General features: G+C 62.7%; 11 protein-coding genes. 3 read left to right on the top strand and 8 right to left on the bottom strand.

Going from position 1 to position 11837, the window contains the following annotated elements:
• Nucleotides 1–67: 67 nt before the first annotated feature.
• The 8 genes from GR198_RS09050 to GR198_RS09085 form a co-directional block, all read right to left on the bottom strand.
• Nucleotides 68–1513 (bottom strand): aldehyde dehydrogenase, encoded by a 1446-nt coding sequence (locus tag GR198_RS09050; protein ID WP_164068431.1) that lies wholly within the window; start codon nt 1511–1513, stop codon nt 68–70.
• Between the two features lie 23 nt (nt 1514–1536).
• Nucleotides 1537–2322: a coniferyl-alcohol dehydrogenase gene (locus tag GR198_RS09055; RefSeq protein WP_164068433.1), complete on the bottom strand. Its 786-nt coding sequence runs from the start codon at nt 2320–2322 to the stop codon at nt 1537–1539.
• A 40-nt stretch (nt 2323–2362) separates the two neighbouring features.
• Nucleotides 2363–3400 (bottom strand): branched-chain amino acid ABC transporter permease, encoded by a 1038-nt coding sequence (locus tag GR198_RS09060; protein WP_164068435.1) that lies wholly within the window; start codon nt 3398–3400, stop codon nt 2363–2365.
• A complete protein-coding gene (locus GR198_RS09065) occupies nt 3397–4305 on the bottom strand; it encodes a branched-chain amino acid ABC transporter permease (protein WP_164068437.1) in 909 nt (302 codons plus the stop codon). The genes GR198_RS09060 and GR198_RS09065 overlap by 4 nt, the downstream gene beginning before the upstream one ends.
• Entirely contained in the window at nt 4302–5030 is a 729-nt protein-coding gene (locus GR198_RS09070; protein ID WP_164068440.1) for an ABC transporter ATP-binding protein, read from the bottom strand. Before GR198_RS09070 ends, GR198_RS09065 begins: the two co-directional genes overlap by 4 nt.
• Nucleotides 5027–5782 (bottom strand): ABC transporter ATP-binding protein, encoded by a 756-nt coding sequence (locus GR198_RS09075; RefSeq protein WP_312876444.1) that lies wholly within the window; start codon nt 5780–5782, stop codon nt 5027–5029. The genes GR198_RS09070 and GR198_RS09075 overlap by 4 nt, the downstream gene beginning before the upstream one ends.
• Before the next feature lie 6 nt (nt 5783–5788).
• Entirely contained in the window at nt 5789–7108 is a 1320-nt protein-coding gene (locus GR198_RS09080) for an ABC transporter substrate-binding protein (RefSeq protein WP_164068442.1), read from the bottom strand.
• 65 nt (nt 7109–7173) lie between these two features.
• A complete protein-coding gene (locus GR198_RS09085; RefSeq protein WP_164069040.1) occupies nt 7174–8637 on the bottom strand; it encodes an aldehyde dehydrogenase in 1464 nt (487 codons plus the stop codon).
• Between the two features lie 249 nt (nt 8638–8886).
• Between GR198_RS09085 and GR198_RS09090 the strand changes: the two genes are divergently transcribed.
• From GR198_RS09090 to GR198_RS35340, 3 genes are all read left to right on the top strand, one after another.
• On the top strand, nt 8887–9786 hold the full coding sequence (locus GR198_RS09090) for a helix-turn-helix transcriptional regulator (RefSeq protein WP_164068444.1): 900 nt from the start codon (nt 8887–8889) through the stop codon (nt 9784–9786).
• Between the two features lie 753 nt (nt 9787–10539).
• Nucleotides 10540–11595 carry a hypothetical protein gene (locus tag GR198_RS09095; protein WP_164068446.1) on the top strand — a complete coding sequence of 352 codons (1056 nt, stop codon included), beginning with the start codon at nt 10540–10542 and terminating at the stop codon, nt 11593–11595.
• 51 nt (nt 11596–11646) lie between these two features.
• Nucleotides 11647–11802 (top strand): hypothetical protein, encoded by a 156-nt coding sequence (locus GR198_RS35340; RefSeq protein WP_204337055.1) that lies wholly within the window; start codon nt 11647–11649, stop codon nt 11800–11802.
• Nucleotides 11803–11837: the final 35 nt, after the last annotated feature.

The following is an 11837-nucleotide window of genomic DNA, read 5'->3' on the forward strand; positions in this document are numbered from 1 at the left end:
CGATCTGAGCATAGGCCGTGCCACGATCGCAATGGCGTCGTGGCACGGTGACTTCTGTAAAACCGGCTCAGAAGGGATAGTGCTGGTCGGAATCCTCTACCGTGATCCAGCGCAGGTCGGTGAATTCGGCGATCGCCGCCTTGCCGCCGAAACGGCCATAGCCGCTGCCCTTGACGCCGCCGAAGGGCATTTGCGCCTCATCGTGCACGGTCGGGCCATTGATGTGGCAGATGCCGGATTCGATCCGTGCCGCAACGGCCATTGCCCGCTGGACGTTCCGGCTGAAGACGGCGGAGGACAGGCCGTATTCGCTGTCGTTGGCGATGCGGATTGCTTCTTCTTCACCGGAGACACGAATGATCGGCTTGACCGGGCCGAAGGATTCTTCCGCATAGACGCGCATCTCGGGCGTGACGTGATCGAGCAGCGTCGCCTCGACCACAGTGCCCGAGCGCTGGCCGCCGGCCACGAGTTTTGCCCCCTTGGCGATCGCATCGGCAATCAGCTCATCCATTTTCTTCGCCGCGTCGAGGCTGATCAGCGAACCGAGAACGACGTGGCCGCGCGGATCGCCGGCCGGCAGCTGGCTGGCGCGGGCGGCCAGTTTGGCGACGAACTGATCGGCGATCGTCGCGTCGACGATGATGCGTTCCGTCGACATGCAGATCTGGCCCTGGTTCATGAAGGCGCCGAAAATGGCGGCATTGACGGCACCGTCGATATCGGCGTCGTCGAGAATGACCAGCGGCGCCTTGCCGCCGAGTTCGAGGAGGGCGGGTTTGAGATGCCTGCCGCAGGTCTCGGCGATGATCTTGCCGACCTTGGTCGACCCGGTGAAGTTCACGCGCTTGACGGCAGGATGGGCAATCAGCGCCGCGACGATCTCAGGCGCATCCTCCGGCGCGTTGGTGATGACATTGACGACGCCGGCCGGCAGCCCGGCTTCGGTCAGCGCGGTGGCGATCATCCGGTGCGTGCCGGGGCATTGTTCGGATGCCTTGAGGACGACGGTATTGCCGCAGGCGATCGGCATGGCGATGGCGCGGGTGGCGAGGATGACCGGCGCGTTCCAGGGGGCAATTGCCAGGCAGACGCCCGCAGCCTGGCGAACGCCCATGGCGAGCGTGCCGGGCTTGTCGGAAGGGATGATTTCGCCTGATATCTGCGTCGTCATGGCGCCGGCCTCGCGCAGGATGTTGGCGGCAAACATGACATTGAAGCCGGCCCAGGGCGCGGTGGCGCCCGTTTCCTCGATCATCAATTGGGTAAACTCGCCCACCTTGGAATCCATGATATCGGCGGCCTTCATCAGGATGGCGCGGCGCTGGCCGGGGCCTGTCTTCGACCAGGCGCCGAAGGCGGCGCTGGCGGCATCGACGGCAGCGGCAGCATCTTCCAGGCTTGCCGCGGCGGCGCGGCTTGCGAGCTTCTCGGTGAAGGGATCGATGCGATCATAGGTGCGGCCGCCGGAGGCCGCGCGGTCTGCGCCGTTGATGAGGAGGGAAATATTCATCGGAGGTCTCCTTGGGACAAGAACTAGAAGCCGAGGACTTCGGCGTTGATGGAAGCTTCGAGGCCGCCGTCGGCGGCAAGATTGGCGCCGTTGATCCAGCGTGCGCCATCCGAGCAGAGGAAGAGCACGGCGGGCGCAATATCGGCGGAGGTGCCGGCGCGGCCGACGCGGGTGATGTCGCTATCGACCCTGGCGTCGCCGAGCACGGCGCGGAACTGCTTGAGGATCGGCGTTTCCACCGGTCCGGGGCTCACCGCATTCACCCGGATGCCGCGGTTCTTGAACAGCGGCTGATGGGCCGCCCGCATGGTCCAGAGCAGCAGCAGCTCCTTGGAGAGCGGGTAGCCTTCCTCATCCTTCAGACCGTGTTCGGCGACGAGCGCCGCCACCTCGGGAAAGCCTTCAATTGATGTCAGCGACTTTGCCCGCTCGAGATTGGCGCGCCAGCCATAGCCGGCGATCGAGGCGACGTTGACGATGGCCCCACCTTCGCGCAGGCGGGGCGCCACGGCTTCCGACAGGGCGCGAAGCCCGTAGAAATTGACGGCGAGCGTCGAGGCGATGCCGGTGCTGCCGGAGAGGCCGGCGACATTGGCGAGCGCATCGAGGCGCACCGGAAGCTGCGCGACGATCTCGGCTACGCCTGATGCCGTGGAGAGATCACCCTTGATGAAGGCGGCACTTCCACCCGCCGGCTCGCGCACATCGACGCCGATCACCTCGGCACCCATCTGGCCGGCCAGTTCCGCCGTGCGGGCGCCAATGCCGGAAGCCACGCCGGTCACCAGGATTGTTTTACCAAAAAGCATGAACGTCACCTTTCGCAACAGAATCCGGAAGCAAGCCGGCTCATTCTTCCCATTTGATTTTATGCGGACCGGGCAATTTCAGCCGGTAGCCGACCGGCAGAAGTTGAAAATCGAAGCGGCGTTCGATTTCGCCCCAAAGGCCGCGCGGCAGGTAGAGCGAGAAAATCAAAGCCGTGGCGCCGAGGCCGATCAGATACCAGACGCCGGCGCCGCCGAAGACGGTTTCGATCACGAAGAACAGGATGGCGCCGAGGATCGCGCCTTCGAACTTGCCGATCCCGCCGACCAGCACCATGAAGATCATGTAGGCCGTCCATTGGACGCTGAAATAGGTCTTCGGCTGGAAGGTGGTGGCGGTCGCCAGCCACAGGCCTCCGGCAACCGCAATGCCGAAGGCGGCGAGCACGAAGAGCAGCCTTTTGGTCGCGATCACCCGCACGCCGACCGAGGTTGCCGCCTCCTCATTGTCGCGGATCGCCTGCATGGCCGCACCGGCGCGGCTGCGCATCAGGATAAAGAGAGCACCGAGCAGGGCGGCCATGGCCGTCAAGGCGAGCCAGTAGATCGTTGCCCGCCGCGTCGCGCCGTCATAGACGTTGAGAGAGATCAGCGAGGTTCCCGTTTCCCCCTGGATCAGCCGGTCGAGGTTGACGAGCAGGTGGGCGAGTTCCGCTATCACCCACATGCCGATTGCGAACTCGCCGCCCTTCAGGCGCAGCATGAACAGCGAAAGCGGGATCGACAGCGCACCGGTCACGATCGCGGCGGCAAAGAGCGCGACGAAGGGATTGAGCCCTGCATCCGCCAGGCGGATGGTGAAATAGGCGCCGAGGCCGAAGAACACCTGCTGGCCGACCGAGACCAGCCCACCGAAACCGGCAAGCGCATTCCACATGGCGGCAAGGATCACGTAGATGAACAGGGCCGTCATCCGGTCGATCGCGCCGGCGCCGAGCACGGCTGGGGCAAACATCAACACGGCAAGCACCGCGGCCATGCAGCCGAGCGCCACCCGTGACGCCTTCGTCCAGCGTTCTATCGATATTCCGTTGGAGGCAAGGGTCGCGTTGGGGCTCATGTCGGGCTCCGGAGACGGGTGCGCAGGGAGGCGGCAAGTTTGTCGAGAGCCGGCATGCCGAACCGGGACAGCCTGACGAAAAGCACCAGCAGGAACACGGCATGGCCGCCGATCAGGAAGCCTTGCGGATGCAATTGCGCGCCGAGCGATTGGGCAAGGCCGAGAACGATGCCGCCGGCAAGTGTGCCCCATAACGATCCCGCTCCGCCGATCACGGCAGCCTCGAAGGCGAAGAGAAGCTGCGGGCCGCCGGAATAGGCGCTGAAGGTTGCCCGCATCCCGAGAAAAGCACCGGCGATCCCGACCGTGACCATGGTGATCGCGGTGGCGACGGCGTTGACCCTGCGGGCATCGATGCCGACCAGCCCGGCCGTATCGGGATCTTCGGCCGTGGCGCGGATCGCGCGGCCAAGCGCAAAGCGGCTCAGGAAGAACTGCAGCCCGCCGAGAATGAGGACTGCCGTCACCATCATCATGACGGCAAGCTTGCCGACGTAGATGTGGCCCGGCAGTTGCCAGGACGCATAGGACAGGTTGCCGATGAACGGCGCGAGCGAGCGGGTGTCTGCGCCGAACTGCTCGAACAGCAGGTTGTCGATGACGATCGACAGGCCGAAGGTCGTCAGGATCGGCAGCAGCGTGCCGCCGCGGGCGCTGCGCTCCAGAATGAAGCGCTGCAACAGCCACCCGGCCGCCGCCATGATGGGCAGCACGATCAGCAGGCCGGCGAAGGGCGGAATGCCGGCTTTGGCGGCGAGCAGCCACAACCCGTAAGCGGCTGCGACCGCCAGGCTGCCATGCGCCAGATTGATGATCCGCATCACGGAGAACATGAAGGACAGTCCGCAGGCGATCACGGCGTAGTAGCCGCCGAGCAGAATGCCCTGGAGCAGGGTGTTGATCACGATGCGCTCCTTTCGCCGGCTGCCCGGTGCAATCCGAAATAGGCTTGGGTGACGTGCTCGCGCGTGACGGCGGCGGCCGGCCGGTCGAGGACGATGCGTCCTTCCAGCATGCAGATGACACGGTGTGCCACGCTCATGGCGCGGGCGAGATCCTGCTCGACGAGCACGATGGTCGTTCCCGAGGTGAGCAGCGCCTGCAGCTGGGCGTAGACGCGATCGACGACCAGAGGCGAAAGCCCGAGCGAGACCTCGTCCAGGAGAAGAATATCGGGATTGCTCATCAGCGCCCGGCCGATCGCGGTCGCCTGCTGTTCTCCGCCCGAGAGGTGTCCCGTTTTGGCGTGACGGCGGGGTTTCAGGTTCGGAAAGGCGTCGAGGACCCGGTCGATACTCCACTCGCCCTTGCGGCCGGAACTCTTTCCGAGAAGCAGGTTCTCTTCCACCGTCATCTGTGAAAACAGGCGCCGGCCTTCCGGCACCAGGGCGATGCCCTTGGCGATCCGTTTGTGGGACGGGACGGCGGCCAGATCTTCGTCGTTGAGGAGGACGCGGCCGGAGGATGGCAGATGGGCGCCGGCGATTGATCTGAGCAGCGTCGTCTTGCCCGCACCATTTGCGCCGACCAGCGCCAGCACCTCGCCCTTGGCAAGATCGAAACTGACGCCGCGCACCGCCTGGAGCAGGCCGTGGCGGACGTCGAGGTCGCGGATGGAGAGAAGGCTCATGCGGGTGTCCCTCCGAGATAGGCCTTGACCACCTCCGCATTGCTCATGACCATTTTCGGTTCGCCATCGGCGATGATCCTGCCGGCGTCCATGCAGATCAGCCGCTCCGCCACCTGCAGGAGGATATGAACGATATGCTCGATCCAGACGATGCCGATGCCGCGGCGGCGCAGTTCCAGGATGGTTTCCACCAGTTCGCTCGCCTCGCCATCGGTCAGGCCGCCGCCGATCTCGTCGAGCAGCAGCAGCCTCGGCTGCGTGGCAAGCGCACGGGCAAGCTCCAGCCGTTTGCGGTCCAGCAGGCCGAGCGTGTCGGCGGGGCGGTTGGCGACGCCAAGCATGCCGCAGAGCGAAAGCGAATCCACCACGCGCTCATAGGCCTCGTCGCGGCTTGCGGCATTGCCGTGCGATGCGGCGACGAAGACATTTTCGAAGGTCGTCATGCCGCCGAAGGGTTTGGGAATCTGATGGGTCCGGACGAGCCCGGACCGGCAGCGCTCCGCCGCCGTCCGGCGCGTGACGTCGACGCCGTCGAAGGTGATGCTTCCCTCATTGGGCGGGAAGGCGCCGGCGAGCACGCTGAGCAGGGTCGTCTTGCCCGCGCCGTTCGGCCCGACAATGCCGATTGCCTCGCCATCGCCCATGGAAAAATCAAGATTCTCCAGCACCACCAGCGCGCCGAACCGCTTGTGGATCCCCTTGGCCGAGAGAAAGGCTCCCCCCGGCCGTCTTTGAGCTTCCCGCTGCAGCACTGTGCGTTATCCGTTATAGGCGGTGAGCTTGGCGCCGACCGGGACGTTGGGGTCGGTGGCGTTTTCGGTGACGACATAGTCGAGCGCGAATTTCGAGCCCTCCGGCGCTTTCACCCATTGCGTGCCGATGATCGGTCCGGGAGAGACGTTGGCGACGGGACCGCTGGTGAAGTCGACCTTGCCGGCAATTGTGGTCGTCTTCAGCGTGCTGATCGCCTTGGCCACAGCCTCCTTGCTCTTGACGTCGGTGCTGGCCTTCAGCGCATCGAAGCCGGCGTCGAGAAGCGCAAGGCTGGCGCCGAGCTGCTGCGTCCACTGCTTGCCGCTTGCCGTTTCATAGCCGTCGGCAAGTTCGGTTCCGGAAACGCCCGTCAGCGTGGATTTGTAGGGGAAGGCCTTGTGCCAGTAGGCGGCGCTGCCGATGTTCAGGCCGAGGTCGCCAAGCGCCTCGATGTCGGACGGAAACAGGCCCGTCTTGGCGATCTGGCAGATCTTGATCTGCTGGGTAAGGCCCTGCTGCGCGGCCTGACGCCAGAAGGCGGCGAAGTCGGGCGGTATGGGGAACGAGTTGAAGATCTCCACGCCCTCCTGCCTGAAAAGAGCGATCTGCGCGGTAAAGTCGGTGGTTCCGGTTTCGTAGGCTCCGGGATCGACGATGGTGAAGCCTGCCTTGGAAAGCGCCGGCGCCAGATGGGTGCGGATCGCATTGCCGTCGGCGTCGTTGGGATACATGACGCCGACCTTCTTGTTGGTCTCGATCAGGTTCCACTGCGAAACATAGGCCTTGTGGAACTCTTCGACGCCGAAGCCGAAATGATAGGTCCACTTGAACGGTGAGGGTGCGCCCGGCTTGGCGCCACGGCCGAAATACCAGGCTTCCCAGGGCATGACCGTCGAGAGGCAGGGAATGCCTGATGCTTCGCAGGCGTCGGCCACCGGGTTGATAGTTTCGGGCGTCGAGACGGCGAGCATCAGGTCGATCGCCTGGTTGTTGATCAGGTCCTTCGCCAGCTGGCCGGCGCGCGAGGGATCGGACTGGGTGTCCTGGTCGAGAATGTCAACTTTCCAGGTCTTGCCGCCTGCCTGCAGGCCGTTCGCCAGCGCCTTGCGCGCCAGTTCCAGCACATAACCGTCCGTCTCGCCGAAGCCGCCGAGAGGGCCGGTGCGCGGGCTGATGAAGCCGACCTTCAGCGTATCGCCGCTCTGAGCGAAGGCCGTGCGGCCGGAAAGCGCCAGCGCCGCGCCGCCCGCCACGGTCGATGCGATGAAAGACCGGCGGCTCAGCGATGCCGCGGTGATTTTGCCGTTGCGGAAAATGCCGTTCATGTAATCATTCCTCCCTCTTGATCGGGCCTCCCAGCCCGTTCCCATTGTTCATGTCGGCCGATCTATTAGATCGGGTAGTGCCGTTTTGCCGAGGCCATGGTGATCCATCTGAGCTCGGTGAATTCATCGATCGCGGCCTTGCCGCCGAAGCGGCCGTAGCCGCTTGATTTGACGCCGCCGAAGGGCATTTGCGGCTCGTCGGAAACGGTCGCCTCGTTGATGTGGCAGATGCCGGATTCGAGCCGCATGGCAACGGCAAGCGCTGCATTGACGTCGGCGCTGAAGACGGCGGCCGACAGCCCGTATTCGTTGTCGTTGGCAACGGTCACGGCCTCGTCGACGCTGCCGACCCGGACGATCGCCGCGACCGGTCCAAAGCTCTCCTCGCGGTAGATGCGCATGGCAGGCGTCACGTGATCGATGACGGTCGCGTCCATCAGCGTGCCGTTGGCCTGGCCGCCGCAGACGAGGACCGCGCCCTTCTGCAGGGCATCATCGACGAGCGACCGGACGCGGCGGACGGCCTCAGTGTTGATCAGCGTGCCGAGCGGTGTGTTGCCGTCCCTGGGATTGCCGGCGACGAGGGTTGCGGCTTTCGTCCGGAACTTGCCGACGAAGCCATCGGCGATCTCGTCCATCAGGATGATCCGCTCGGTCGACATGCAGATCTGGCCCTGGTTCATGAAGGCGCCGAAGGCGGCGGCACGCACGGCCTCGTCGATATCGGCATCGGCAAGGACGATGAACGGCGCCTTGCCGCCGAGTTCGAGCAGGCAGCGCTTGAGATGCCTTGCCGCGGATTCGGCAATGATCCTGCCGACGCGGGTGGAGCCGGTGAAGTTGATGCGGCGCACGGCCGGATGGGCGATCAGCGCATCGACGACGGCGGCGGCATCGCTCGGCGCATTGGAAACGACATTGACGACGCCGCGCGGAAAACCGGCGTCACGCAGGATGTCGCCGATCAGGCCATGGGTCTTCGGGCAGAGTTCGGAGGCCTTCAGGACGACGGTGTTGCCGCAGGCAAGCGGCATGGCGACGGCGCGGGTGCCGAGGATAACAGGTGCGTTCCAGGGGGCAATGCCGACGCAGACGCCTGCCGGCTGGCGCACCGCCATGGCAAGGCTTCCCGGAATGCCGGAAGGAATGATCTCGCCTGATATTTGCGTGGTCATCGCCGCCGCCTCGCGGAGAATATCCGCGCCGAGCCCGCAATTGATCGCCGCCCATTGCGCGGTGGCGCCGGTTTCTCCGGTCATCGCGGCAACGAGTTCGGGTGTGCGGGCCTCCAGGATATCGGCTGCGGCATTCAGAAGCCTGCGCCGTTCGCCCGGGCCGGTCTGCGACCAGTCCGGAAAGGCGGCGGCGGCCGCATTGGCTGCCCTCGTCATGTCGGCAACGGATCCTGCCGAGGCGATCGTTGCGACGTCGCCGGTCAACGGATCGATGCGTTCGAAGGTGGCCCCTTCGGAAGCGTCCATCGCCTCGTTGTTGATCATCAGCTGTGCCGAAAACACCGTTCCACCCATTTGCCACGCATTGGCGCCACGTGCTGACGCCAGATGCCGGTTTGCATTGTTGCCATGGGAGAAAACGAGCGGACGCGGCGCCACGAGGGGCTGCCTGACCGTTCCTGCATCTGTTGAAGTGCCTCCTCCCAAAGGCTGATGAAGAAAAGGTTACGCCGATCTGGCGCGGATGGAATGCGATTTACTGGGTTAATATTGTAATTATCTGGCGATTGTCGCATGCTTGACGCGGGAATGGAGGAGAGGGCCTTGGCGACGGACGGAGGGATTCATCACTATGCCAGGGGCGAGTGGCACGGGCCGTCGCTGTCGCACCGGCGCATCCGTTTCCAAAAAGGACTCTATGCCGATTTCCACCATTTCCTTCTGCTCGGGGAGGGGAGTGGCGAACTTCATTTCGACAATGGCGAACATCGGCCGCTGCACGGACCGCTGCTTGCCTTCCTGCCGCCGCAGGCGCGCTGCGACCTGTCGATATCAGCCGGAACCGCGGCTCATCTGGTCGGGGCTTCGCCGCAGATCATGGTCGATGCGATCGGCGACAAGGTGGAATCCTATTCGCTGCGCATCTTCACCGAACAGCGCAAGCTAGTCGAGGCATTGGATCCCTCGGCGGTGGCCGAAATCAGCCCGCTGATATCAGGCTTCGTGCGGGAACTCGGCGATCCCTCCCGCTCCTCCTGGATGGTCGCATCCGCCTATATCAGGCTCATCCTGATGGCGCTTTGGCGCGGTTCCGATGGCGAGAGAAGCGAGCAGCGCGGGCAGGGCGAAGTGGGATTGATCCTGCAGCGATATCGGCAACTGGTCGAGGCCGGTTTCCGCCTGCGCCGGCCGATCAGCGATTATGCCGCGGAACTGGGCGTCACGGCCGACCGGCTGCATTCCACCTGCCAAAGGGCGCTCGGCCGCTCGCCGATCCAGCTTCTGCACGAGCGCGTGGTGCAGGAGGCAAAGCTGAGATTGGAGCGATCGGCCCGCAATATCCAGGAAATCTCCGACAGCCTCGGCTTTCGCGACCCGACCTATTTCAGCCATTTCTTCAAGCGCAAGACCGGGCTTTCACCCGCCGGCTACCGCGAGATCGCCCGCGCTTCAGCCGGCTCGGAAAACAGCATGCTGTCTTCGGGTTATGCCGATTGGCCTTAGGCGGAGGGCATCGATCAAAGCGAGAATTTGCGGTCTGTCGAAGCATCACGCCAGCTTTGCGCCGGGAGCGGACATCATTTCAAGTGCATGCTGAACAACACGAGTGCGACGAGCGTCACCAAGATTGCGTTCACAGCGCGCTCTACCCATCGCATAAACTTAGACTTGGAGAGGCGGCCCGATAGCGTCGCTCAAAAGCTGTCCAAGAAACAGAAGCAAATTATCCATCGCGTCTCGATCTGGCGGCTGGGCCTAAAGTGTCATCTCCTGCGCTCATCACGCCTCCGGCAAGGCTCGATTTCAAAATCCTCCTGAACACCTGGGATCGATCTCGCCGGTTTGTAATCGGGCATTTACCAGCTTTCAATCTGAACGAACCCTCATCTTGGAGGCAACGGTTGTTTTGCTTACAATCAAATTGCTAACAAGGGTTGCGCTGATTGCTCTTCATTAAGATTGGATTTCCTGTTGCTCATATTGCCCTGGTCGCAGCCATCTTCACTCTTCGCGACAGCGAGCATCTATGGGTGCTTGGCTTGATGTTTGCCTGGTATTGTCTCGCTATGCTTGGCTCCATCGCCGCCATACGGCTTCACTATAAAAGATCGACCCAGCGGGGGAGCCGTTACCCTAGATGCAGAGCCATTCATTTTTGGAACCAGGCGGTCCTGGGCTTATGCTGTTGGCGGCGGAACAGCTCCCAGTCTTCTTATACGTACCCTCGAAGCGCAACGATCTCGGTGGACATTGATAATGACAATCCTCGTTCGGTTGCTGAGGATCGCGCTTGTCACAATCCTATGCATCGTCGCTTTCGCGGCATTGTTTGAATTCTTGAACGCCGTTCCGACACATCTTTCTCTCCCCGATCATCCTCAGGGAGGCGTCGCAAATCCGAGAGGTTCGCTGGTTTTCGATGCGCTCGTGTGGGGAGTGGTATTCCGTGCGCCGGGCTATCTCTTCAATGGCACGATCCCGTTGCTGATCGTTCTGGCGGTGACAGAATGGAAATCGGCGAAGAGTTGGAGATGGTATCTCACCATCTGGATCATCGCCGGGCTGCTGGCAACGGGTATCCCCGTCAATGATCCCTTAAGGCTTTCAGCCGCGCTGCTTGCGGCTGCTGCAACTGGCTATCTTTACTGGCTTCTCGCCGGAAAATCAGCAGGTGATTGGCTGCAGGCCTGGCAGATGCGGGAACCCAATGCTGGCCGCAAACTGCCGAATTATGCCGCTTATGTCGTCCTGGCATATCTCGGTTACCAACTTTCCGGCTATCTCTATTATGGCGGCAAGCTGCTTTGGGTCAGTTCTGGTCCCGAGCCTGACCCTGGGACGCCTCCATTTCATGTCAGATTCGAACGAGAAATGACTGCGTCCCAGAAGGTCGCCATGATGGATTTTCCTGATCCAGCTTCCTGTCTCAAGGAGGCAGAGACGGATGACCTGTCGACAGATCGCCTAAAGGAGATGGACTGGGATCGGATAGACAACGAGGACGAAGCGGAGGTCTGTATGTTCAGACTGCTGGGTTCCTACGAGAACTTATCCTACGCAACCGACTGGTTCGAAGCGCAAGGCTTTGACGTGCCCCCGAACTTCAGTAGCGCTCGCCCTTACATAGAGTCGGACGGCACGCAGCGGGTTACTGGCGGGTATTCGATCCGAAAGAACGGCCCCAAATTTCCGACTAAGGGAGTCATTCGTCGGGCTTTTAGATCGATACCATATGGCATGTCCGTTGATGCGACGTGGTCGAAGGACGGTAAGCAGTTGCTGTGGGTGCAGACGGGCTTCAACACTCTGTGAGGGAGGAGCCGCGATGTTAATTGCGACCTGGTTACAGGGGAAAACAAGGAAATGGACAGTTTGCTTTTCTTCCTCGGAGACATCCTGAGCGAGTGGTTATCGGGGAATTCATCGAAATCCGTGTTTATGCGTTGGGTGGAGCGCATAGTTATCGCGGTGGTAATCATGCTCATCACCCTCGTGCTGTTTTACATGTACCGCACTTGACGCCGGGCATTGGCGTTGGGGGCCACAGCGGTGAG

The organism is Rhizobium leguminosarum, assembly GCF_010668065.1.
GTDB classification, from domain to species: Bacteria; Pseudomonadota; Alphaproteobacteria; order Rhizobiales; family Rhizobiaceae; genus Rhizobium; species Rhizobium leguminosarum_S.